Source organism: Streptomyces sp. NPDC090798 (assembly GCF_044768965.1).
Lineage (GTDB): Bacteria > Actinomycetota > Actinomycetes > Streptomycetales > Streptomycetaceae > Streptomyces.
In genome coordinates, this window is record NZ_JBIVXA010000019.1 from 1 (window position 1) to 23,175 (window position 23,175).

Annotated in this window: 17 protein-coding genes and 1 pseudogene; 7 read left to right on the plus strand and 11 right to left on the minus strand. The window is 70.3% G+C overall.

Going from position 1 to position 23,175, the window contains the following annotated elements:
• Nucleotides 1–170: 170 nt before the first annotated feature.
• The gene (locus tag ACIQTP_RS33225) at nucleotides 171–605 is read left to right on the plus strand and encodes a DUF2267 domain-containing protein (RefSeq protein WP_403407024.1); all 435 of its coding nucleotides are present in this window, start codon (nucleotides 171–173) and stop codon (nucleotides 603–605) included.
• A 157-nt stretch (nucleotides 606–762) separates the two neighbouring features.
• Here the strand turns inward: ACIQTP_RS33225 and ACIQTP_RS33230 are convergent, their stop codons facing one another.
• Nucleotides 763–999 (minus strand): hypothetical protein, encoded by a 237-nt coding sequence (locus tag ACIQTP_RS33230; RefSeq protein ID WP_403407261.1) that lies wholly within the window; start codon nucleotides 997–999, stop codon nucleotides 763–765.
• A 349-nt stretch (nucleotides 1,000–1,348) separates the two neighbouring features.
• Complete coding sequence (locus ACIQTP_RS33235; protein WP_403407026.1) at nucleotides 1,349–2,332, minus strand: helix-turn-helix domain-containing protein; 984 nt, start codon at nucleotides 2,330–2,332, stop codon at nucleotides 1,349–1,351.
• Between the two features lie 213 nt (nucleotides 2,333–2,545).
• On the opposite strand from ACIQTP_RS33235, the gene ACIQTP_RS33240 reads away from it, so the two are divergent.
• Both ACIQTP_RS33240 and ACIQTP_RS33245 read left to right on the plus strand, forming a co-directional pair.
• Nucleotides 2,546–3,490: an NADP-dependent oxidoreductase gene (locus ACIQTP_RS33240; RefSeq protein ID WP_403407028.1), complete on the plus strand. Its 945-nt coding sequence runs from the start codon at nucleotides 2,546–2,548 to the stop codon at nucleotides 3,488–3,490.
• A gap of 36 nt (nucleotides 3,491–3,526) precedes the next feature.
• Nucleotides 3,527–4,027, plus strand: a complete 501-nt coding sequence (locus tag ACIQTP_RS33245) for a cupin domain-containing protein (RefSeq protein ID WP_403407030.1) — start codon at nucleotides 3,527–3,529, stop codon at nucleotides 4,025–4,027.
• A 118-nt stretch (nucleotides 4,028–4,145) separates the two neighbouring features.
• On the opposite strand, the gene ACIQTP_RS33250 is transcribed toward ACIQTP_RS33245, so the two are convergent.
• Nucleotides 4,146–4,346 carry a ferredoxin gene (locus ACIQTP_RS33250; protein ID WP_403407032.1) on the minus strand — a complete coding sequence of 67 codons (201 nt, stop codon included), beginning with the start codon at nucleotides 4,344–4,346 and terminating at the stop codon, nucleotides 4,146–4,148.
• Between the two features lie 288 nt (nucleotides 4,347–4,634).
• On the opposite strand from ACIQTP_RS33250, the gene ACIQTP_RS33255 reads away from it, so the two are divergent.
• A complete protein-coding gene (locus ACIQTP_RS33255) occupies nucleotides 4,635–5,900 on the plus strand; it encodes a PP2C family protein-serine/threonine phosphatase (RefSeq protein WP_403407034.1) in 1,266 nt (421 codons plus the stop codon).
• 895 nt (nucleotides 5,901–6,795) lie between these two features.
• On the opposite strand, the gene ACIQTP_RS33260 is transcribed toward ACIQTP_RS33255, so the two are convergent.
• Complete coding sequence (locus ACIQTP_RS33260) at nucleotides 6,796–9,102, minus strand: SpoIIE family protein phosphatase (RefSeq protein ID WP_403407036.1); 2,307 nt, start codon at nucleotides 9,100–9,102, stop codon at nucleotides 6,796–6,798.
• A gap of 181 nt (nucleotides 9,103–9,283) precedes the next feature.
• Between ACIQTP_RS33260 and ACIQTP_RS33265 the strand changes: the two are divergent.
• Nucleotides 9,284–9,448 (plus strand): annotated as a pseudogene (locus ACIQTP_RS33265) (DUF2267 domain-containing protein); the annotation flags it as partial.
• A 258-nt stretch (nucleotides 9,449–9,706) separates the two neighbouring features.
• Here ACIQTP_RS33265 and ACIQTP_RS33270 read toward each other — a convergent pair.
• The 3 genes from ACIQTP_RS33270 to ACIQTP_RS33280 all read right to left on the minus strand — a co-directional run bounded on the left by ACIQTP_RS33270 (nucleotide 9,707) and on the right by ACIQTP_RS33280 (nucleotide 14,816).
• A complete protein-coding gene (locus tag ACIQTP_RS33270) occupies nucleotides 9,707–11,881 on the minus strand; it encodes an FUSC family protein (RefSeq protein WP_403407038.1) in 2,175 nt (724 codons plus the stop codon).
• Between the two features lie 289 nt (nucleotides 11,882–12,170).
• Complete coding sequence (locus ACIQTP_RS33275; RefSeq protein ID WP_403407040.1) at nucleotides 12,171–13,346, minus strand: glutathione-independent formaldehyde dehydrogenase; 1,176 nt, start codon at nucleotides 13,344–13,346, stop codon at nucleotides 12,171–12,173.
• A 348-nt stretch (nucleotides 13,347–13,694) separates the two neighbouring features.
• A complete protein-coding gene (locus ACIQTP_RS33280; RefSeq protein ID WP_403407042.1) occupies nucleotides 13,695–14,816 on the minus strand; it encodes a hypothetical protein in 1,122 nt (373 codons plus the stop codon).
• A gap of 232 nt (nucleotides 14,817–15,048) precedes the next feature.
• On the opposite strand from ACIQTP_RS33280, the gene uvrA reads away from it, so the two are divergent.
• Nucleotides 15,049–17,517, plus strand: a complete 2,469-nt coding sequence (gene uvrA, locus ACIQTP_RS33285; RefSeq protein WP_403407043.1) for an excinuclease ABC subunit UvrA — start codon at nucleotides 15,049–15,051, stop codon at nucleotides 17,515–17,517.
• A 128-nt stretch (nucleotides 17,518–17,645) separates the two neighbouring features.
• Here uvrA and ACIQTP_RS33290 read toward each other — a convergent pair whose 3' ends face one another.
• The 4 genes from ACIQTP_RS33290 to ACIQTP_RS33305 all read right to left on the minus strand — a co-directional run bounded on the left by ACIQTP_RS33290 (nucleotide 17,646) and on the right by ACIQTP_RS33305 (nucleotide 21,978).
• A complete protein-coding gene (locus ACIQTP_RS33290; protein WP_403407045.1) occupies nucleotides 17,646–18,209 on the minus strand; it encodes a type 1 glutamine amidotransferase domain-containing protein in 564 nt (187 codons plus the stop codon).
• 373 nt (nucleotides 18,210–18,582) lie between these two features.
• The gene (locus ACIQTP_RS33295) at nucleotides 18,583–19,032 is read right to left on the minus strand and encodes a DUF1931 family protein (RefSeq protein ID WP_097288756.1); all 450 of its coding nucleotides are present in this window, start codon (nucleotides 19,030–19,032) and stop codon (nucleotides 18,583–18,585) included.
• Nucleotides 19,033–19,656: 624 nt separating this feature from the next.
• Nucleotides 19,657–20,502 carry an aldo/keto reductase gene (locus tag ACIQTP_RS33300; protein WP_403407047.1) on the minus strand — a complete coding sequence of 282 codons (846 nt, stop codon included), beginning with the start codon at nucleotides 20,500–20,502 and terminating at the stop codon, nucleotides 19,657–19,659.
• A 102-nt stretch (nucleotides 20,503–20,604) separates the two neighbouring features.
• Nucleotides 20,605–21,978 (minus strand): MFS transporter, encoded by a 1,374-nt coding sequence (locus ACIQTP_RS33305; protein ID WP_403407049.1) that lies wholly within the window; start codon nucleotides 21,976–21,978, stop codon nucleotides 20,605–20,607.
• A gap of 80 nt (nucleotides 21,979–22,058) precedes the next feature.
• On the opposite strand from ACIQTP_RS33305, the gene ACIQTP_RS33310 reads away from it, so the two are divergent.
• Complete coding sequence (locus ACIQTP_RS33310; protein WP_403407051.1) at nucleotides 22,059–22,949, plus strand: LysR family transcriptional regulator; 891 nt, start codon at nucleotides 22,059–22,061, stop codon at nucleotides 22,947–22,949.
• Nucleotides 22,950–23,175: the final 226 nt, after the last annotated feature.

A 23,175-nucleotide genomic window follows, 5' to 3' on the forward strand; every position in this document is an offset into this window, starting at 1 on the left:
TCACCCGCCGCATCCTGCTCCAGCTCCCCCCGGGCTACGACCTCCTCTTCGGCCGTCCCGAGCACGCCTGAACCCAGGCACGCGTGACCCGCTCATCAATTCGGCAGGGCCGGCCGGCACTCACCCCCACCGGCGCAAACACCCTTGTACGAGAAAGGCAACCACTCCCGATGCTTCCGCTGCGTGAACCGGCGACTGCCCGACCCGGCATGACGTTTCACCAGATGCTGGAAAGAATCCGGTACGAAGGCGCGTATCCGACCCGGGAGCGCGCCGAGGACGTCACACGCGCCGTGCTGGGGGCCCTCGGCCGTCAGCTCACCGGAGACGAACGCGTCGACCTCGCCGCCTGCCTCCCCTCCGAGGCCGCCCTCGTGTTCACCAGCCAGATCCCCGACCTTCAACCGCTCACCGGCTGGGGCTTCGTCAAGGACCTGGCCACCCGCACGGGTGCCACCCCCGCGGTCGCGCGCTGGGACACCGGCGCCGTCCTCGCCGTCGTCGGCCGCCTGACCGGCCCCGGCCTCCTGGACCGCATCCTCACCCAGCTCCCGTCCGGATACGCGCTCCTGTTCGGCCGCGCCGAACTCACCCAGGCCGCCTGACCGTTCCGGGTGGGAACAAGCGGGGACAGCAGCCGTGGCTGAGGGCGTGGCTTACGGCGGAAGGGCTCCGGCGATGTCGCCGCCGGAGCCCTGTGCGGGCGCCAACAGCCGTGTGAAGTCATGGGAAAACCTGCCGCCAGCTGCCATGGCCTGCGGGTCAGGCGTCCGCCGTGCGGCGCGGTTCAACACCGGCCCGGTGTTCTTCGTTGATGCGCCGGGCCTCTTCGAGCTGGTCTTCGAGGATGACGATGCGGCAGGCAGCCTCGACCGGAGTGCCCTGGTCGACGAGCTCCCGGGCGCGAGCGGCGATCTTCAACTGGTAGCGGGAGTAGCGGCGGTGGCCACCCTCCGAGCGCAGGGGCGTGATGAGGCGGGCTTCACCGATCGCCCGCAGGAAGGCGGGTGTGGTGCCGAGTCCGGGGCCCGCGGTACCCGGGCCGACTACGTCCCTGCCCGGGCGATCCTGATGGCGTCTGCCTCCTTCTCCTCTTTCTGATCCATCTCTTGTACCTACGTACTGCCGGCGGCCCCTGTGAGCCGCCCAGCCCGGCAGTCAGCGAGAGGACCCCGCTACCAGTGAGGCGGTGATCCGCTGGTAGATGATCACGCGGATGAGCCGGCGTCTGACACGGCCACGGGCCGCCGGCCGGCACTGATGGATAGCCGCGTGGTCACACCGGGGCACGTGGTGGATAGCATCGTGGCCTTCCCGGCGCTGCACCGCGCGGCGGCCGGGTGAGGCGCTACGTCAGGCGGCGTGCGAATTGCGCTGGTGTCGCATGGTATTGCTTCTTGAAAGCGCGGATGAAGTGGCTGCTGTCGGTGAAATGCCAGAGTGCGGCAGCCTCGGAGACGCTGAGCCGTGATCCGGAGGCGGTGAGCGCCTCGGCCGCTTCCTCCAGGCGTCGGCGGCGGATATAGGCGCTGAACGACTCGTCCAGACTCGCGAAGGCCCGCTGCAAGGTGCGTACGGAGACGTGCAGTTGCGCGGCTATCGCGGCCGGCGATAACTCGGCGTCGGTGAGTCGGGCATCGGCGAGGTCCTTGGCCGCTTGTGCCAGCGCCGGGGTGAAGGTGGGTTCGCGGTCGTCGAAATGGTCGAGGATCAGCCCTTTGGTGAGTTCGAGCAGGGCGTTGCGGGACGCGTGCGCCCCCGCCGGGCTGAGGTCGCTCACGGTCCGCTGCACCATGCTGGTGTGTGCCATGAGGATCTGCGCCGCGGGCGAGGTGGCCTGGCCGGTGCGCGGTTTCCCGGCGACCAGGGGCCGCAGGGCGTCACCGGGAAAGATGAAGATGCGCGTGCCGATCACGGGGGTGGTGTGGAAGTGATTCTCCGTCACGACGTGGTGCATGAAGTAGGTGCCGGCCGAAACGTACGCGTCACCGCCCTGATCGTGCGGATCTTGCAGGGCCACAGCGCCGCGCAGCCCGACGTACAACCTGATCTGATCGTGCTCGTACGTCCCGACTGCCCGGGTGCTCACGGATGAGGATGCCCAGAGCTCGTTGACGGCGGTGTCTTCCAAGGCCACCGAGCGCATCGTTCCCTGGAAGCCGTCGACCGTGGAAGCGCTGAATTCCGGCAGCGGGTACAGATCTCCCATACGGTCGTTCCAGGTGTCGATGAACGGCTCCCACGTTCCCCGACCGGTGCCTGTGGAGTCGGCGTCGACGACGAACGTGCCCACCTTGCTGCCCGGGCCACGGAAACGCGGCCTGCTCTTCATGTGCCCCCCGCCTCGATGAGGATGTCGCCGGAATCCCATTCCGTGTCGCGAAAGTACACCCGTTCTACGTACGCCTGTTCCTACGCTTGGTGGCGCTTCGACCTCCACAACGATCTACCGCCTGCCGGCCGCGCCCGGCGCCGCAGCCACCGTGTCTTGCTGCGCGCGCGGCGCAAGGTGACCGCGACCCCGCGGGCGAAAGTGAGAAGAACTATGAAGGCAGTGCGCTTCCACCAGTACGGCGACCCCGACGTCCTGCGTTACGAGGATGCCGAGCAGCCGGTTCCGAGCGCCGGGCAGGTGCGGGTCCGTGTTGCGGCGACGTCGTTCAACCCGGTCGACGCCAACATCCGCGCCGGTTTCATGCAGGGGCCGATCCCTGTGACGCTGCCGCACACACCCGGCATCGACGTCGCCGGCACGGTCGACGCGCTCGGCGAGGGCGTGACCGGCATCCAGGTCGGGGACCAGGTCATCGGCTTCCTGCCGATGGCGGGACCCGGCGCCGCCGCGGAGTATGTCCTGGCACCGGCCGAGGTCCTGACGCCGGCGCCCAAGAACGTCGCGCTGTCCGACGCGGCCGCGCTGCCGTTGGTGGGCCTGACCGCGTGGCAGGCGCTGTTCGAACACGCCAAGCTGACCGCCGGGCAGCGCGTGCTGATCAACGGCGCGGGCGGAGCGGTCGGCGGCTACGCCGTGCAGTTGGCCAAGCAGGCCGGCGCCCACGTGATCGCCACGGCCGGCCCGCACAGCAACCGGCGCGTCACGGCCGCGGGTGCGGACGAGGTCATCGACCACACGACCGCCGACGTCGTCGCGGCGGTGAGCCGGCCGGTCGACGTCGTACTCAACCTCGCGCCGGTCGAACCGGCACAACTGGATGCGCTCCCCGGTCTGATCCGCCCCGGCGGTGTCCTGGTGAACACCACCGTGTGGATGCCCGCGCCCACCGACGAGGAACGCGGCGTACGCGGCGTCGACCTGTTCGTCCGCAGCGACGCGGAGCAGCTGTCGCACCTGGTGGAGCTGATCGACGGCGGCGAGCTGCGCGTCGAGGTCGCCCGGCGGGTGCCGCTGGCCGAGCTGCCGGCCCTGCACGCCGACGCCGCCGCGGGCGCACTGCCCAGCGGCAAGGTCGTCGTCACACCCGGCGCCTGACGCCCACCCGACTCACCCGTCAAGGAGACGACCACGATGATCCCCGACGACGATCCCTCCCGCTCGCTGACCGTGGCGAACCCCGACGACCCCGGCACGACGTACATCTCACTGGTGGGCAACACCTACGGCATGCTGGTCACCGGCGAGCAGACCAACGGCCGGTACTGCCTGATCGACATGCACGTCCCCGACGGCGGCGGCCCGCCGCCGCACCGGCACGACTTCGAGGAGATGTTCACCATCCTCGAAGGCGAGATCGAGTTCACCTTCCGCGGCGAGAAGCACACCGTACAGGCCGGGTCCACGATCAACATCCCGGCCAACGCACCGCACAACTTCCGCAACGCTTCGGGCGCGCCGGCCCGCATGCTGTGCATGTGCACCCCCGCCGGCCAGGACGAGTACTTCACGCGCATCGGCGATATCGTCGCGGGCAAGGACGCCCCGCCGCCGCAGCTGTCGGAGAACGAGCTCGCGGAACGCCGCCGCCGTGCGGCCGAGTTGGCCTCGACCTACCGAAGCGAGTTCCTGTAGCTCGCAGCCCCGGCAAGCCCGGCACCGGTCCGCCGTGGGCAAACTCGCCCTGGCCTTGGAGATCGTCAAGCGCACCGACGACATGACCGGGTTCGTGGTGCTCCCCAGACGCTGGGTGTCAGCGGACACGGGGCTCAACCCCCTTCTTCGGCTCGTCGGAGTAGTCGACGAGGATGGCCTGGACCGGGCATGCCGCCGCAGCCTGTTCCACCTGGTCACGCTGTGCCTCGTCGAAACGGGAACAGAACATCAGCGCCTCATCGCCGTGCAAGGTGAAGACGTCCGGGGCGAGAAAAGCGCACTGCGCGGACCGCGGCAACCGCGGGCTCTGCGGCCCTGCGCGCTCGGTTCACACGATCGGATCGGCATGCTTCTCCCTCAGAGTCCCGGCTGCTAAGCCGCCCAAAGCGGGAGCAAACCGCGAAGCCGCGCACTCAAGGCCGCCGCTACGGCGAGCGCTCAAGCGGCGGCCGCGGCCGGTGGGGTTACGGAAGCACAGGAGGACAGCCGCGCCGGGCCCCCTGGCCAGGGGCCTGGCCTGGTGTGCACCGATGACGGATGCTGCGCCCGGTGAGCGAGACCCGTATGGCCCTCATACAGTGAAGAGGTGGGCAGTTCGGCGGCTGGAACAGTGCGGGCGGCCACAGCGGAGGTCGACTACGCCGCGCTTTTCGCTGCCACCCCCAGCCCGTGCCTGGTGCTCCTTCCGAATTTGAAGATCACCGCCGTGAACAGGGCGTACTGCCAGGCAACGGGGCGCACCCGCGAGGATCTGATCGGGAAGCCCTTCTTCGACGCCCTCTTGGTGAACCCCGCGGACCCCGAGGCGGATCACGTGCGCGCCCTGGTGGCGGCCTCGCTGGAGCGGGCGCTCTCCACCCGGGAGCCGGACACGACGGCGTTGCTGAGGTACGACATCCCTGTCGCGGACCCACCTGGCGAGTTCGAGGAGCGGTGGTGGTCCCTGATCAACACGCCGGTATTGGGACCAGAGGGGCAGGTGAGCTGGATTCTCCTCCATGTGGAAGACGTAACCGCCTTCACCCGCGAAGGGCGCCTCCCCGACGAGCCCGGGGCCGGGCAGCGGACGGAGGCCGAACTGTACGAGCGCGCCCGGAAAGTGCAGCGTCTCAACGAAGATCTGCGCCGGGCCAACACCCGCGAGCGGCAGGTCGCCATCACCTTGCAGGAGGCGATGCTCCAGTCGCCCGACCTGGCCCGGCACCAGGATGTCGCGGTGCGCTACCTGCCCGCGGTCGGCTCTTTGAATGTGTGCGGCGACTGGTACGACGCTGTGGATCTGCCGGACGGCCGGTTCTGGGTGGCCGTCGGGGACGTGGTCGGTCATGGGCTGCAGGCCGCGACCGTCATGGGCAGGCTGCGCAGCGCACTGTCCGCCGCCAGCCGGGCCGCGGCCGGGCCCGCCCAGGCTCTGGAGCTCCTGGGCGTGTATGCGCGCTCGATCGAAGGGGCCCTGGCAACCACGGTCGTCACCGCGCTGATCGACCCGCGCTCCCGACTGGTCATGTACAGCAGCGCCGGCCATCCCCCTCCGGTCCTACTGCACCCTGATGGGCGCTACGCGCTGCTGGACCGGGCCACAGACCCACCGCTGGGAGCCCGCCCGGAGCATGTCCCCCGCCCTCAGATCGGTATCGAGTACGGCCGGGGCTCGACCCTTGTGCTCTACACCGACGGCCTGACCGAGCGCCGTGACGAGGACATCGACACCGGCATTCACCGACTGACCGACGCTCTCGTGGAAAGGTGTGTCGGGCTCGCCCCGGAAGACATCGCCGACACTCTCCTGACCCACCTCGGCGTCAGCAAGGGAGCCAGTGACGACATTGCCCTCGTCGTCGTCCGTCTCTGAGAAGCGAGTCCGAACATCACTTCGCTGCTCGTAACCCGTCGGCCCTCATCGGCGAACAGGTCACCGTGGCGGTTCCTCCCGTTCCCGGACGGGTTCGACTTCGGCGGGCGCGGGTGGCCAGGCATGCGGTGAGAGCACCCCGACCTGGTGCCCGGCGGCCGGCGCGGAACGACGCGGCGAGCTGACCATCGACGTGATCGGCACCGCGCCCGACGGTCCCCTCCACCTCGACCGGATACCGCGCCCTGCGGCGCAGCCGTAGCGCTTCCGAGAGGGGATCGAGCCGCCGCTCCGGATGGTTCGCAGCTTGGCTCCATGCACCCAGCGATCTCTGTGGCGGGGTCCGCCGTATCTGCGTCGGGGCCGACGAGCTCGCGGCGAGCGGCTGACCGGGCCCCACACCAGATTTTCGCACCGGAGGACGTGCCGGGCGCCTGCACTCCGTCGTGCTTGCGCAGGCGGCGGCGGTTGCAGAAGGTCTCGATGAAGTTGAAAACCTCGGCGCGGGCGGTGGCCCGGTCGAGCCAGGTTCGGGTGCCGATAGGCGGTCGGTGCGGCCATCGACGCCATGACGGCCACCATCGCGGACGACCGCCGCGAGTTCAGCGCCCGGCTCCGCCCGGTCGTTGCCGGCAACAGCGAACTGCGGGAGCGCGCCGGTCTCGCCGGAGCCATGTCAGACACACTCCACCAGCGCGGCGTACAGGAACCGACCGTGAGCCTCGCCACCGAACTCGGCATCCGCGTCTTCTACCGCGCCTTCGACCAGTGGGCCGATCCGACCAACCAGCAGACCTTCACCGAACTCACACGCCACGCGTACCAGGCAGATGTCGGCAATTCGAGAAACCTTGTGGTCACACCAAAGCCGCGCTGGGTTGGCAGCTCGGGTCCTTCAGGACAGTGCCCTCTCGGGCGTCCTCCCTCTTGGCTGCTCTGCCCAGACGGTCTTTCCCTGATCGCAGTATCGGGTACCCCACTGGTCCGCGAGGGTGGCGACGATGAACAGTCCTCGGCCTGTCTCGTCGATGGTGCGGGCGTGTTTCACGTGCGGAGCGCAGGTCGAGGCGTCGCTGACCTCGCTGGTCAGCATCTCGTCAAGGATCAGGCGTAGTTGCAGGGGCGGAGCGCCGTAGCGGACCGCGTTGCCTACGAGTTCGCTGACGATGAGCTCATTGGTGAACGCAATCTCCTCGTCCACACCCCAGGCATCCAGTTGGCACCGGGCAGCCGCACGGGCGATCGGGGCGGCCTCGGGACCCGGCGGCAGGGAGAGGGCCAGTACCTGATCCGAGGGCAGCGCTTTCGTACGGGCGAGCAGCATCAGTGTCTCGTCGGACGGGTGGCCGTGTGTGAGCGCATGCGTGATGTCGTCGCGCAGCTCGGGAAGACTCCGCTTGCTGCCGCGGTCCAGGAGCGGGCGCAGTGGACCTGCCAGGACCTTGTCTGCGAGTGGGGCCGTGGCCATGGCCAGGGTGGTGCCTTCGGGGAGGCTGACCGTGGTCGCGGGAAACGGGGCGCTGCCCGCTCCGGCGAGCAGGGGGCCTGGAGGCACGGCCACGGTGGATGAACTGCCGTCGGGGAAGAGAACGACTGGCTCCGGGAGACCGGCACGGGCGAGGGTGCATGTGAGAGTGACCGGGTCGTAGATCGCGATGGCGCAGCTGGCAGTGAGCGGCTCATGGCGCAGGGGATCCCCAGGGGGCAGTGCGGCACGTTCAGCTGCGAGACGGATCGCGGTGTCGCTCAACCGGGCCAGTAGCTCGTCGGGCCCCAGGTCCAGCGGGGCCAGTGAGTGGAGGGCCGTCCGAAGCTGTCCCATGGTGGCCGCCGCGGCGACGCCTCGTCCGGCGACGTCGCCGACGACCAGCGCGGTCCGTGCGCCGGGCAGCGCGATCGCGTCGAACCATACGCCGCCACCCTCCGGACCGGGAAAGTGCAGTTGGCAGACCTCCACGGAGCTTGGCGTGGCTGGATGCTGGGGCAGAAGCCTGCGCTGGAGAGTCGCTGCGATGGTCCGCTCGCGGGTGTACCGACGGGCGTTGTCGATGCAGAGAGCGGCGTGCGCGCATACGTCGGACGCGAGCTGAAGGTCCTCCTCCTCGAAGGGATCTTCTCGTTGGTGGCGGTAGAAGCTGACTGCGCCCAGGGCATGACCGCGCAATGCCAGCGGTGCCACGATCAGAGAGTGGACATCGGACCGCCTGATGGAGTCCGCTCGGGCTGGGTCGGCGGCGAGCCACGCGCTGTCGGCGTCGATCGGGACGAGCCGCGGGCGGAGGTCGGACAGTACGCGCGAGTAGGGGGTGCCGGACGGCAGCGGGCGCACGTCTCCCACCGGGTATGCCGAGATCCGTCCCCGGAAGGCTGTTCGGCGTAGGGGAACGTCCTGGTGGACGGGGACCGGTGGAGGGTCCTCACCACGGACGACGGCGTCGATGACTTCGACGACGGCGATGCCGGTGAAGGCAGGCACTACTGCGTCCACCAGTTCTCGGCACACAGCCAGCACGTCCAGCCGCCGCCCCACCCGTGCGCGGACCGCGTCCAGGAGGGCCAGGCGTTTCAGCGCGTTCTCCCGCTCGGTGACGTCGACCGCGGACGCCACCAGACCGAGCACGTCCCCGCGGCCGCCCTCCAAGCGGGCGAAGGAGACGGAGTAGATGCGGCGTCTGTGCAGGCCAGACGCCTCGCCAGCCCGGACGAGCAGGTTCAGTACCGGCACTCCGCTCTCCAAGACCCTGCGAGCCACCGCCAGCACTTCGTCAGGGTCTTCGAGTTCGAACGCCTCGGTGAACTGCTTGCCGACCAGGTCTGCCACTGGCGTGTCGCGCAGCCAACGGGTGCCGGTGTTCATGCGGACCACGCGGAGTTGGTTGTCCAGGACGTGCAGTCCCACCGGAGACTGGTTGAACATGGCCTTCAATACCGCCACGTCCTGCTGTGAGACGGCGTCCGCTGCAGCACGTACCTGCCAAACCACGGAAGTGCCGCGCAGCTCCGGCGTGACCAGTACCGGGGCTCCGTCAGAGAGGCTGCCTCGGCGCCCTCCGTCCCCCGCGTTGATCTCACGCATCAGCGCGAGGACGGACTGGCCAACGGCCTCCTCGGCGGACCACCCGAACAGCTCCTCAGCAAGACGCTGCCACTCGATCACCCGCCCATCCTCAGCGATGATCATGAGCACGTCGCGGTCGGGCACTGAAAACACCTCCCGCTCTCATCCCCGGGTCCATGCACCTCCCGATCTGCGCAGTGCACCCCTCCACCAGTTCAAGCGCGTGGCGGTCCCCCGGCAACCCGGCCCGGGTGTTTCAAGCTGTCACGGCAGGCTGATCGAACTCCTGAAGAGGATGCCGCGAAAGCCGCCCTCCCCTGCTCCGACGGCGGCCTGGATCGAGGGGGCCACCGAGCAGACCGCGGCCCGGGACGTCAGCGCCGTCCTCAGCACCGCCGCCGATGCGGCCGGTGACGACCTGCTGGGGCAGATCCTGCTCCAGCTCCCCGCGGGCTACGACCTCCTCTTCGGACACCCCCAGCCCGCCTGATCAACCACCCACCCGGTGACCACCATCCCGCCGGCAGAAAGGCAACCACAGCATGTGTTCCCCGACCCGCGCCGTCCCGCTGCAGCCTGCGCCCGCGACGTCCCACGAACAAATGGTGGAGAAGGTCCGCTACGAAGGCGCCTACCCCACCCGCGAGCGGGCCGAGGAGGCCATACGTCTGACCGGCTGGGTTCTTCGTCAAGGACCTGAGACTACTTCCCGCTCCAGGAGACGCGGCGCTCCCCGTCGCCGGAGCCGTCACCCACCCCGGTGCGCGGGTCCTGATCCGTCGCCTTCCGCCGCCACGGCAGCCCACCGCTGCTCCTCGCGAGCGGAGCCGACGTCCCGTTCCAGGGGGGTGCGGCTCACGGCTGTCGCGAGGTCCTCCAAGGCTTGCTTCTGCAGTTCCGCCCCGCGCCGCACCACCGGGCTCCGGTCCCCGGCGGCGGCGCCCTCCCACGCGTGGAGCGCCTCCTCCACGCGCCCCCAGTCCGGATTCCTGTGCTCGCGCACGTCGACTGCCGCCTGCGCGGTGTCCGCCTCCAGGGCCTCGGCGAACCGCTCCGCCTCGCGGACGAAACGGCTGTCGGCCTGCGGGACGTGGCTCTCCATGAGCATCGCCGCCCGGCCGAACCCCTTGAGCGCCTCCTGCGCCTCCTGCGCCTCGCGCGACGTCAGACCCCTGGGGGGGACCGGTTCCTGCCTTGCCCGGTCGTATGCCTCCTGCCAGGCGGCACGTGCCTCCCTGCTCGCCAGCAGCGCCCTGCGCATGTCGGCGTGATGCTCCCGGGTCGGTTCGGCGTAGTTGCGGAGCACAGCGGCCGCGTAGCGGCCGTTGGCGGCGAGCCAGTCCGCAAGCCGGCCCGGCAGTCGGGGCGTCTCCCATGCGGGGAACACCACGTACGCCAGCATCGCCAGGGCCCCGCCGAGCAGGGTGAGCACCACCCGCTCCGGGACCGTCTGCTGCCATGCCTGGCCGCCCATGCCGAGCAGGAAGACTACGTACGCGGCAGTGAAGCACTGGGAGTAGGCGTAGCCGGTACGGATCAGCGTGTACGACAGACCTGCCGAGACCACCGCCAGCGCGCCGAACACATGGGCGTCCGGGCCCAGGGCCCGCACCATCCCGGTGGCGAGCGCGACCCCGGCCAGGGTCCCGGCGAGACGGGCCACCGCACGCGCGTACGTCCGGTGGAAGTCCGGCCGCATCACCATCACCGAGGCGATGGGCGCCCAGTAGCCGTGGCCCAGAGGCAGCCGGGCAGCGATCAGATAGCCCAGCGTGGCCACCGCCGCAAGGCGGACGGCGTGCCGGAACACGGGCGAGTCCCGCCGGAACTCGCGGCGGACCGCCCGGAGGACGACCGGGACCAGCCGGAACATTGTCGGGCGCACCAGGAACTGGGCGCCCGCCGAGCCGGGCGGCGTGGGCGTCCTCCCGAGCGCGCCGCCGCTCCCGGCGATCTCCAACGCCTCGCCGAGCAGTTCCACGAGCCGCTCGGCGGCCTGCCGCGCGGGGCCCTCCAGCACCTCGTGCTCCTCGTCGACGCGCAGGGCGTCCGTGCTCCCGGGCCGCACCTCGGCGGGAGTGCCGCGGCGGATCGAACGGGCGGCCGCATCCAGGACGTCGGCGGCCGCGTCGAGCAACTCCCGCGCGCGGTCACGCCCGGGGCCCTCCGCCGGGGCGCCGACGTCCGGGTCGGCGAGCGCGGCGACGACCGGCCGAATACGCTCGGCGAGTCCCCGGGGGCCGTGCAGAACGGGGGGACGGGTGCGGGCCTGTGACGGCGTCACGGCGGCCGCGTCCCGGGCCGTCATCAACGGCTCCGGGTCGAACGGGGCGGTCGGGTCGTGCCGCAGCCGGCGGGCGTAGTCCGCCACGGCGGCCAGGGCGTCGGCGAGCGCGTCACGATGCGCCCCCCAACGGCGGATCGGGAACAGCAAGATCAGCACGGCCTGCACCACGCCTCCGAGCGCGATGACCCCGGCGTGCTCCAGGGCTCGCCCGACGCTCGTGGGAAGGGTGATGGTCACCAGCATGCTGCCGACCGTCGTCGCTGCGACGATCCCAGCGGTCGATCCGACGGCCCACGCCATCCCCGCCACAAAGGCCCATACGGCCAGCAGGGGGAGGAACGTCACGAGTCGCCCCGCCGCCAGGTAGCCCACGAAGGTGCTGATCGCCAGACCCGCGCCCGCGCCGAGCGCGATCACCTTGCGTGGACGCCAGGTGCGCTGGAAGGTTGCCCCACCCGCGGAGTAGGCACCGAGGGCGGCGGACGCGGCATACGCAGGAGAGACCAGCCACAGAGTCGGCCCGACGACCATCGCCACCCCAGCGGCCGTGCGCAGCGCGAGCAGGGGCTCCAGCCGCGTCTCCTCGATCGTGAGCCCGGATCGCACGACCTCTCCGAAGGCCCGCAGCCACGTCACGGGTGCGAGCCTAGCCGGAACGCCCTGCCGGGTCGCGTCGGCCTGGTTGGGGTGCGGCAACCGTCGGGCAGGGAACCGTCCGGCAGGGAAGGCTCCCACACGCCCCGCGAACAGGCCGGGGGCCGCAGCCGCTGGACGGGGTGCAGCCACTGCGGACCCTGTTGAGCTCCGCCGTCCGTCCTACCGGGCCGGAGCGCGGGCAATCGCCGTTGGTTCAGCTCCGACCGGAGCGCGGGCAATTGCCCCCGGCCCCGGCCGGAGGACGGGCGGGACGGCGGCCCCGGGTCTCTTACCGCTTGTGGCCGTTCCCGTGTCCGTTCGGATGCAGGACCACCTTGGTCCAGCCCTCGTCACGGGCGTCGAAGTGCTCGTAGGCGGTGGGGGCCTCGTCCAGGCTGAGTTCGTGGGAGACGACGAAGCTCGGCTTCGCCTTCCCGCCGGCGATCAGATCCCGCAGCGCCCGGTTGTACCTCTTCACCGGCGCCTGACCGGTGCCCATGTGCTGGCCCTTGAACCACATCATGCCGAAGTCGATCGGGACCTTGCCCTGAGCCTCCAGCTCCCCCTGGGCCTCCGCGCCGCCGGGGTCCTGGGGCAGGAACACGCCCACCACGCCGATGTCGCCCGTGAACCTGACCGAGTCGATCAGTCCGTTGAGCGTGAGGCTGGCGTCCTCGTGTCCCTCGGGGTCGTGTGCCTGGTAGCCGACGCACTCACAACCGTTGTCGGCGCCCAGACCGAGGGTCGCCTCCTTGACGACCTCCGCCGGCTTCTGTTCGGCGGTGTTGATCGGGATGGCCCCGATCTCCTCCGCCTTGCGCAGCCGGTCGGGCTGGTAGTCGGCCACCCAGACGCGGCCGGCGCCCTTGAGGAGGGCCGAGTAGGCCGCCATCAGCCCGACGGGACCGGCTCCGAAGACGATCGTCTGGTCGCCCGGCTTGACGTGGGCCATCTCGGTGGCGTGATAGCCGGTGGGGAAGATGTCGGAGAGCATCACGTAGTCGGTCTGCCGCTCGGCGGCGTCCTCACCCAGACGCAGCGCGTTGAAGTCGCCGTAGGGCACGCGCAGCAGTTCCGCCTGGCCGCCCCCGTAGGGGCCCATGTCGGCGAATCCGTAGGCGGCTCCGGCGAGGGCCGGTTCTGGCTGCATGGTCAGGCAGTAGTTGGTCAGACCCCGCTCGCACTGCTTGCAGAAGCCGCAGGCGATGTTGAAGGGCAGGACCACATACTGGCCGACCTGGACCTTGCGGACGGCCGAGCCGACCTCCACGACCTGGCCCATGTTCTCGTGTCCCAGGGTGCGGCCAGGCTCGAACGAGGTGCGGCCCTCGTACATGTGCAGGTCCGACCCGCAGATGTTGGTAGTGGTGATCTTGACGATGATGTCGCAGGGATGTTCGATCTTCGCGTCCGGTACGTCCTTCACGGTGACCGTTCGCGGGCCTTCATATACCGCTGCCTTCATGATCGCTTCCTTCGGTGCCGCGGCATGACCGCAGCACGGGTGCGATGGAGACGGCGTACCGAGCCTGACTCCCGGGAGTTGGTGCGACGGGGTCGATGGCTCCGGTATGCCTCTGAGGGCCGTTCACCCGGTTCAGGTGGAACGACGGTGCCGCCGTGGGCCTGCCCGGTGGAGCTTCGGCGCTCCGGCGGTGTGCCTTCCGAGTCCCCGTCGGCCCTTGACGCGAAACAACCACGCACCCATCGATCAGCGGAATCTTCGTACACGGACGACCACCAACCACCAACCACCGACGACCACCAGCCACCAGCCACCAGCCACCAGGGAATCTCCGACTCGGGTCACCAGCTAGTCGCCGTCGTCGTCTTGGAGTATTCGGCGGCGCTCCTGTTCGCGCTTGGAGTAGGCGGCTGCCCGGATCGCCTCGTCGCTCTCCAAGCCTGATCCCAGCGCCCCGCCCACCGTGGCGACCGAAGCGACGAACCAGGACAACGTCCAGTATTCCGCGGCGTGAAGCGGGGTTCGTGTCGTGGAGGCGAACACTTGGTCGTTGAGGATGAACAGGGCCCACACCAAGTTGATGACGATCAAACCCACGTAGCAGACGAGCACCCCGATGCCCACGGTCACGACCGTCGAGGCGTTGTAGAGCCTCGCCCTCTGCCTCGCCTCCCGCGAGACCTCCGCTGATCGATGCCACAGCTGCGCGTCCACGATCAGCCAGCCGATCATGAGCGCGACGGACCCGACCGTGGCGATCACGAGGCGTGGCGCGCTCAGGGACTCGGCCAGGTTCCAGATGGTGGAGTTCACGGTGGCGACTGCTCCCGTGGCGAGCGCGGCCGCCAGGGCTTTCGACAAGCCCGGCACCAAGCGCCACGGCCGGTTGGCGCGGACCATACCGACGAGCACCCTCAGGTAACCGCGCGGTCCGCTGACGACGTACCGAAGATCAGCGGTCTCCTCCTCACCGACCTGGCCCGGGTGAATAGGCGCGAGGCGACTGACGAAGGGCCCCAGAAGCGGCTGACCCCGCGGAGGTCCCTCAGCCCCGGTGGCCCGCGGGCCCGCCAAGCTGAGCACGGCTTCTTCCACGGCCCGCCGGGCTCTCGTCTGCAGACGCAAGCCCCCCAGCGGAGGAAGAGACAGCAGGGCCAAGCCGTGTTCGTGACTCAGATCCACGACGAGCTTGCGCCCGTGTGAGTGCAGCGGAAGGTCGGTGAGGGCCACGACGATGTCCCAACTCTCCGCTCTTCCGCGGTCCATGATCCGGCGCATCAAGGTGGGCGGGTCCTCGGTCCTTGCGGTGAAGGGCTCACTGACCACCTGGACGTCGAACCGTCGTCCCTGGCCTGACTTGTCGGCGAGCCGAGCAGGAAGTATCCGGGCCATGCGGTGCGCGATCTCCGTGGGCGCGTCCGGATCCGCCAGGAGAGCCACGACCGTAACGCCCTGAGACGACACCCGCATGACTCCTTCTCGTCGGCTGCCCCCGCGATCGCCCGTGCCCACAGGATGCCCCCGAGGTATCGCCGACGCCGCGTGACACGCTGGCCCCTGCCAGCAGGTGCGTATGCGCCACCTGGGCTTATATAGGCCGTGTATCGAAAATGGATCCGGGATACCCCGGACGCTCGTGTGAGCGGGACCCGGTGACGGCGCCTGTCGCGCGGTTCCCGGTGCTATCAGGTAATCAGGAACGGTGAACAAGGACGCGACCGACCCCTTCGTGCATGTCCGGGGCGCCAGTGAGAACAACCTGCGGAACATCGATGTCGACGTTCCGCGGGACGCGATGGTCGCCTTCACCGGCGTCTCCGGTTCGGGCAAGTCCTCGCTGGCGTTCGGCACGCTCTACGCGGAGGCCCAGCGGCGCTACTTCGAGTCCGTAGCACCGTACGCCCGAAGGCTGTTGCAACAGGTCGGCGCACCGCACGTGCAGGAAATCACCGGACTGCCACCCGCCGTGGCCCTGCAGCAGCGACGCGGGTCGCCCAGCTCGCGCTCTACGGTCGGCACCATCACCACGCTGTCCAATCTGCTGCGCATGCTGTACTCCCGCGCCGGCACCTATCCGCCCGGGGCCGCCCGGCTGGAAGCCGAGTCGTTCTCACCCAACACCGCGGCCGGCGCCTGCCCGAACTGCCACGGACTGGGTGTCGTGCACGACGTCGCCGAGGACCTGCTCGTCCCGGACCCCTCGCTGAGCATCCGCGAGGGGGCGATCGCCGCCTGGCCGGGCGCCTGGCAGGGCGCCAACCTGCGCAGTGTCGTGAACGGCCTGGGGATCGACATCGACCGGCCGTGGCGCAGGCTCCGGAAGAAGGACCGGGACTGGCTGCTGTACACGGACGAGCAGCCCTCCGTGTACATCGAGCCGGAGGAGGACCGCGTCGACTACGGCTACCAGGGCAAGTTCTGGAGCGCCCGCAAGCACGTCATGCACGTCCTCGCCGACTCCAAGAGCGAGAAGATGCGCGAACGGGCGCTCCGGTTCGTCAGGAGTGTGCCCTGCCCCGAGTGTCACGGCAGCGGACTGCGGCCCGAGGCGCTCGCCGTGACCTTCGCCGGACGTTCCATCGCCGAGATCAACGCGATGCCGCTCACCGAGGTCGTGGCGCTGCTGCGGCCCGTCGCGGGGCGGTCCGAGGCCGACGCCACCACGTCGACCGCCCGATCCGGGGAGACGACCGAGGTCGCGGTCCGGATCTGCGGCGATCTGGTCGCGCGGGTCGACGTACTGCTCGACCTGGGCCTCGGATATCTCAGCCTCGGACGCCGCTCGACGACCCTGTCGCCCGGCGAGGCGCAGCGCCTGCGGATCGCCACCCAGCTGCGCTCGGGGCTGTTCGGCGTCGTCTACGTCCTCGACGAACCCTCCGCGGGCCTGCACCCGGCTGACGCGGAACCGCTGCTGGACGTGCTGGACCGCCTCAAGGCGGCGGGCAACTCGCTGTTCGTCGTGGAGCACGACATGGACGTCGTACGGCGGGCGGACTGGGTGGTCGACATCGGCCCCGGCGCGGGCGAGGGCGGCGGACGCGTGCTGTACAGCGGCCCGGTCGCCGGTCTTGAGCGGATCGGGGAATCGGCCACGAGCCAGTACCTGTTCGGGCGCGCCCAGCCGCTCGATCACCGCCCGCGCACACCGCACGGCTGGCTGCACCTGAGCGGCGTCTCCCGCCACAATCTGCACGACGTGTCCGTCGACGTACCGCTCTGCGTACTGACGGCGGTGACGGGCGTGTCCGGTTCCGGAAAGTCGACGCTGGTGACGCAGGTGCTCGCCGAGGTCGTCCGCGGCCACCTCGGAGTCGTACCCGAGGAGCCCGACGAGGCGCAGCTGGAGGTCGACGTCCAGGACGCGTCGGGGGTCGAGTCGTTCGACCGGCTGGTCCGGGTCGACCAACGGCCCATCGGCCGAACTCCCCGGTCCAACCTGGCCACGTACACGGGGATGTTCGACGCGGTGCGCAAGCTGTACGCGGCGACGGACGAGGCCAGGGCGCGCGGCTACTCGGCCGGACGGTTCTCCTTCAACGTGCCCGAAGGGCGGTGCGAGACCTGCCAGGGCGAAGGATTCGTCGCGGTGGAGCTGCTGTTCCTGCCCGGCACCTACGCGCCGTGCCCGACCTGCCAGGGCGCCCGGTACAACGCCGAAACGCTGGAAGTCACCTACCGCGGCAAGAACATCGCGGAAGTGCTGGCGCTGTCCGTCGACGCCGCCGCCACGTTCCTGTCCGCCGTCCCGGCCGCCTCCCGCAGTCTGGAGACGTTGCGCGAGGTGGGATTGGGGTACCTGCGGCTGGGCCAGCCCGCGACAGAACTCAGCGGTGGTGAGGCGCAACGCATCAAACTGGCCACCGAACTGCAGCGAGCCCGCCGCGGGCACGCGCTCTACCTGCTCGACGAGCCGACGGCGGGGCTGCACCCCTCGGACATCGCGCTGCTGCTGCGACAGCTGCACCGGCTCGTCGACGCCGGCAACACGGTCGTCCTCGTCGAGCACGACCTGGACACTATCGCCACCGCCGACTGGGTCATCGACCTCGGGCCGGGCGGCGGCGACGCGGGCGGGCGGGTGGTCGCGGCGGGCCCGCCGGCCAAGGTGGCGAGGGCCCGCCGCAGCGCCACCGCGCCCTATCTCGCGGCCCGGCTCGCGCGCTCATGACGACGGCGCGAGGGGCTGAGCACCGGTCAGCCGGGTTCGGGGCGCAGGCTCGCGCGCGTCGGATGCCGCGTTCCAGCTTGTGGCGGATATCGCTCGCGAGGTGCCCCGTCTGGGCCCATTCCGCCGGGTCAGCTGGGCATGGGGTGGTACGCCCGGGCGAACTGCTCCACGACGGCGGCGCAGAAGGCGGGCAGGTCGGCCGGGCTGCGGCTGGTGACCAGCTGCCCATCGACGACCACCTCCTGGTCGACGACCTCCGCGCCGGCGTTGCGCAGGTCGGTGCGGATGCTGGGCCAGGACGTCAGGCGACGGCCGCGCACGGCGTCGGCTTCCACCAGCGTCCACGGGCCGTGGCAGATCGATGCGACCGGTTTCCCGCTGGCCATGAAGTCCTTGACGAACTGCACCGCGTCGCGGTCCATGCGCAGCTGGTCAGGGTTCATGGTGCCGCCGGGCAGGAGCAGGGCGTGGTAGTCGTCGACGGAGGCGTCGGCGACCAGGCGGTCCACGGGAAAGGTTCCGGCCGCGTTGAGGTCGAACTGGCGGGCCTGGATCTCGCCGGGGTGGAGCGAGACGATCTCGGTCTTCGCCCCCGCGCCCTGCAACGCACCGCGCGGCTGGTCAAGTTCCACGCGCTCGACGCCGTCGGTGGCCAGAATCCCCACCCGCATCCCCCGGAGTTCCTGTGTCATGGTACGGCTCCCTTCACGAGTCGCTGGTTGTACGACGCGAGCGGTAGGGACATCCAGCAGGGCCTGTCCGCATCTCTTTCCCGGACCGGGGACTGCGAGGCCCGGTCGAAGGTGCCCCGGGCACTGTCTGCGCGCGGTCAGTGAAAGCTGCCGTCCGAGTGGGGACGGCCTTCGTCCAGCCGTCGTCGCGGACGTCATGAGTCTTCCCTCGGCGTGTCAGAGCATCGCGGGACGCCACAGACCCTCGAAGCGACCTTCCGAGTCAGACGCCGTTACGTGAAGGCAAGGGGGTGTGATTTTCTGGCCAGGCGACCAGCCGCGCTGAAACCGCGATCGCGAATCCCCGAGCGCCTGCGGCGCCGGGGCGCGGCTGCTACAGCAGCCGGTCGAACACCGCGGTCACGCCCTCCCAGTGACTGGTCTGCGGGTTCTTCACATCCGGGTACATGATTTTGAACGTCTCGGCGAGGGCGACGCTGAGACCGCCGATGATCTCGGGGTAGCGCTCTTCGGTCTCCTGGGTGGGTGTCCTGTCAAGGGGAGGATGCGCGGCGAGCTGTTCCAGGATCGGCTTCAGCTCGACCTCCTCGTCGAGCCGCCGGAACCGGTGGATGCACTCCTGGAGGCCCTTGGTGATCGGCAGGTCCCACGGTTCGACGGTATCCCTGCCGTTGGCCTTGGCCGACGCCTGGCCGACGACCAGAAGGTCGTAGAGCTTGGCGTCGACGAAGTCGCCGTACCGCTTCAGGTCGTTCTTGTCCACGTCGAGGCTTGCGGCGGCGCGGAAGAACCTCTCGAACTTCGACACACCCATCACGGTCATGCCTCTCGCCTCCTCACCGGGAACGGACGACGTCGTTCGCTCCCGCCCACGCCGCCATCGGCTGTTACCCGGTCGAGATTCGCACAGCCCCCTGCTGAGCGCCTCCGCACCCCAGGCCGAAAAAGGGCACCCCCTCTTCCCCTGGCAGAGCAGCATGAAGCGCGCAGGCATCCCCCGGCCAGCCGTACGGCCGTCCGTCCGTCCGCAAGAAGCTGCACGGCGTTGCAACGCCTCGAACGAGAATTGCTGACCGGACGACACGACCAGCTCGGGGAAGCGGGACTGTACTAGGACACCCCGCCGAGATTGGAACAGGACCGGGCCGGCGCAGGGACCGGGCTGAAGAGTGGGCGGCGGTAGCCGTCCTTCTTCACGATCTACGCGAAGCTGGGTGAACGACCCCATGCATGAACAGACAAGGTATGGCGCCGGCCTCTCGGGGTCCGAAGCCCGAGGATGGCTGGGATGAAGGCCGTGACGACCGTGAGCGAGGCCCTGGTTGCGCACCGCACACCGGGAACGGTCACGGCGCGTCGGCCGGTCCGAAGAGGCGGCCGAACTGGCAGGGCCCTGCGGACGTGAGCCAGCGTGAGCGTGCGGGGGCGCGCCATCCCGTCAGCTTCTTCAGAGCATCTCCAGGGGCGTGGGCCCGCTGGGCGGCGGGAACGCCTCGTCGAGGGCGTCGAGCGCCTCGGTGGGAAGGTGGAGGTCCACTGCGCCGCGGTTCTCCCGAACGTGGTCGGGTGATCCGGAACGCGGGATCGCGGCCACCCCCTGTGCCAGCACCCAGGCGAGTGCCACCTGGGTCGGCGTGGCTCCGAGGGCCCGGGCCACGGCACCCAGTGCCTCGACCTTCAGCAGCCGCCCCTGCTCGATCGGGGAGTAGGCCATGAGCGTCACCCCGGCCTCGCGGCACCAGGGGAGCAGATCCCACTCGATGCCGCGCCGGGAGAGGTTGTACAGCACCTGGTCGACGGCCCCGGCGTCGCCGCCGGGGAGGGTGGTCAGCTCGATCATGTCGGCGACGTCCAGATTGCTCACGCCCCAGTAACGGATCTTCTCCGCCTCCATCAGGTCGGTGAAGCCCGCAAGGGTCTCCTCGAGTGGCCACCGTCCCCGCCAGTGCAGCAGGTAGAGGTCCAGCCGTTCCGTACGGAGCCGCCGCAGGCTGCCCTCGCAGGCGGCGACGGTGCCTTTCCGGTCCGCGTGGCCGGGCAGCACCTTGCTGACGAGGAAGACCTCCTCCCGGCGTCCCCGCAGGGCCTCCCCGACGAGCTCCTCGGCTGCGCCGTCGCCGTACATCTCCGCCGTGTCGACGACGGTCATGCCCAGGTCCACGCCCAGCCGCAGCGCGGCGATCTCCTGTTCACGCCGGGCCGGGTCCTCGCCCAGGTACCAGGTGCCCTGCCCGAGCGCCGAGATCTCCTCACCGGAGGGGAGTGTGACCGTTCTGGCCGATTCCGCAGACATCTCGTGCCTCCCGTCTGCCGCGGAGCCGTGTCACGCGCGCCCGCACCGAGTGCCCAGGTTCGCGCCTCGGCAACCGGTGTCGCATGCGCCGCAGGGATGAGGTCAGGAGGGGCGAGCGGACTGCGCCGAGAGCGCGCCGGGACCGAGTGGGCGGTCGCGCAACGCGACGGCGACCGACACAACGGCGCCGCAGGAGAGGACCGCCGCGAAGCCGATCATCGCGGTCTGCACGGCGAAATGCCGCAGGGCGATGCTGAACAGGACGGAGGGCAGGCCCATTCCCAGGTACGCGACGACGAAGAACACGGCGAGGACCCCCGCGCGTGAGGCGGGCTCGGCCACTGAAACGGCACGTTCGACGCCTCCCTTGAACAGCAGCCCGGAGCCGGCTCCCGACAGGGACACGGCGACCAGGTAGAGCCAGAGCGCCGGGTGGTAGAGGGCGACGGCGCACAGGACCAGGCCGACCGGGAAGACCACTGCCCCCACGGTCAGGACCCGGGGCAGTGGGAGGCGGCCCAGCACCAGCTGGGCGGCCGCCGCGGAACCGAACATGAGGAAGGCGGCCAGGCCGACCACGAGGTGCGAGTCGGTGTGCAGGGTGCCGTGGAGCACGCTCGCCCCGAGGGAGGAGATCAGGCCGAGGATCGCGAAGGCGAAGGCGCCCAGCGCGCCGGCCGCGCCGAACGTCCGCCGGCCGCCGGGGCGCAGGACGAACCTGCTGGGCGGTTCGGCCGCGGGCAGCTCCAGGTCCACGGTCTCCGGGGTGGACAGCACCAGCACCAGGCACACTGCCATGGCGAGCGTGAAGATCGCCTGGGTGGTGATCAGGGGCGCGGGAAGCCACTCGGCGGCGGCTCCGGCGACCAGGGGGCCTGAGGCCAGGCCGCCGAGGTTGGCGGCGGTGGCCACGATGCCGGGCAGCACCGAACCCGTCCGTTCCGGACGGGCCTCGTGGTGGAGGTCGTGCAGGTACGTCGTCGCGGTCGAGGCCATCAGCCCCAGTCCGACGCCGTTCAGGATCCTGCCCGTGATCAGCCCCGGCAGGTCCCGCCACGCGATCAGTACGACCGACGCGACGATGCCGACCAGCAGCGCCGGGACGATGATGCGCCGCCGGCCGAGCCGGTCCGACAGGTGTCCCAGTCCGAGGAAGGCGGCCGCTGCGCCCACGACCATCGAGGCGTACGCCACCGTGACCGTGGTCGCGCCGAAGTGGTCCCGGGCCTCGTACAGCGGCCACAGCGGGGTCGGCGCGGTGCCGAAGGCCATCAGCACGGTGAAGGCCACCGCCACGAACCAAAAGCCGGTCGTGTGCGAGGCACGGCGCCGGGCGGGGGCGCGGAGCGGCAGGTCGGCGGGAGCGGGTGCTGGGATCCGGTGGGTCGGGTCGTAGGGAGCGTCGGCTGTGGGACGGCTCAGCGGCGTCGGAACGGCAGGCAGGGGTACCCCTCCTCGGGCGGATGTGGATGGCACTTTCCATCTTCCTCACCAGCCGGGATCAGTGCCAACGAATGTTTTTGCTGGGCTCGAGCAATGCGAGTGATACTTCTTCTGTGGAGCTACGTCAGCTGGAGCACTTCATCGCGGTCGCCGAGGAGCTGAGTTTCACGCGTGCCGCCCGTCGGCTGCACGTGGTGCAGTCCGGGGTGTCCGCCGCGATCCGCTCCCTGGAACGCGAGCTCGGCTGCGCGCTGTTCGAGCGCACGTCGCAGCAGGTCCGGCTCACCGGGGCGGGCGCGGCGCTGCTGCCGGAGGCTCGGGCCACCCTGCACGCCGCCCAGGCGGCCCAGGACGCCGTGCGTGCCGCACAGGACACGCTGCGCGGCACGGTGAATGTGGGTGCCATGGCCTCGGTCGAGGTGGTGGACCTGCCTGCGCTTCTCGGGCAGCTGCACGCGCGGCATCCGGCGATCGACGTCCGGCTGCGGCTGGCGACGACCGGATCGGCGGGACTGGCGCACGCGCTGCTCAGCGGGGACCTGGACGTGGCCTTCCTGTCGCTGCCCGAGCACAAACCCGCCGGGATCGACGCACGGGAGCTGGCCACCGTGCCGCTCGTCCTGGTGGTGAGCGCCGCCCATCCGCTCGCGCAGCGGGGAAAGGTGGCACTTGCGGACCTCGCGGAGGAGCCCTTCGTGGACTTCCCGCCGGGCTACGGCAACCGCGAGGTGGTCGACCGGGCGTTCGCGGCGGCGGGCGTCGTACGCCGGGTGGCACTGGAAGTGCCCGACATCGACATGGGGGCGGCACTGGTCCGGCACGGTCTGGGCATCGCCTTCCTGCCCGCGTTCGCCGTTGCCCGCACCCCCGGCCTTCACGTCCTGGACGTCCACGGCACCACGCTCCGCTGGAGCATGCATCTGGGCACATCGTCGACCCGGCGGCCCAGCTCGGCCCTGCGGGCGCTGCTCGACCTGGTCGACCTCCACGTCATCGCCCTGTGACGCACGTCATCGCCCTGTGACGCCCGGGCCGCAGCCCGGGCGTCACCCGTCGGTGGTGTCCGGCCCCCTGCGTCCGCCTCGCTCCGGCCGCGACATCCGCCGCAGCATCCGCTGACGCTCACACTGCCGTCATCCACAGGCGGCGCCGGGCACCTTCTCGGCCCCTTCGAGGCTGGTGCCGAAGGCCCCGCCGATCATCGCGATGGCGGTGATGAACCAAGGCCCC

Bases quoted from the DNA above. Each gene is read 5' to 3' on its own strand.
- ACIQTP_RS33225 (WP_403407024.1), top strand. From the start codon at position 171: ATGCTTCCGCTGCGTGAACCGGCGACTGCCCGACCCGGCATGACGTTT.
- ACIQTP_RS33235 (WP_403407026.1), bottom strand. From the start codon at position 2,332: ATGAAGAGCAGGCCGCGTTTCCGTGGCCCGGGCAGCAAGGTGGGCACG.
- ACIQTP_RS33240 (WP_403407028.1), top strand. From the start codon at position 2,546: ATGAAGGCAGTGCGCTTCCACCAGTACGGCGACCCCGACGTCCTGCGT.
- ACIQTP_RS33245 (WP_403407030.1), top strand. From the start codon at position 3,527: ATGATCCCCGACGACGATCCCTCCCGCTCGCTGACCGTGGCGAACCCC.
- ACIQTP_RS33275 (WP_403407040.1), bottom strand. From the start codon at position 13,346: ATGAAGGCAGCGGTATATGAAGGCCCGCGAACGGTCACCGTGAAGGAC.
- ACIQTP_RS33280 (WP_403407042.1), bottom strand. From the start codon at position 14,816: ATGCGGGTGTCGTCTCAGGGCGTTACGGTCGTGGCTCTCCTGGCGGAT.
- ACIQTP_RS33290 (WP_403407045.1), bottom strand. From the start codon at position 18,209: ATGACACAGGAACTCCGGGGGATGCGGGTGGGGATTCTGGCCACCGAC.
- ACIQTP_RS33295 (WP_097288756.1), bottom strand. From the start codon at position 19,032: ATGACCGTGATGGGTGTGTCGAAGTTCGAGAGGTTCTTCCGCGCCGCC.
- ACIQTP_RS33300 (WP_403407047.1), bottom strand. From the start codon at position 20,502: ATGTCTGCGGAATCGGCCAGAACGGTCACACTCCCCTCCGGTGAGGAG.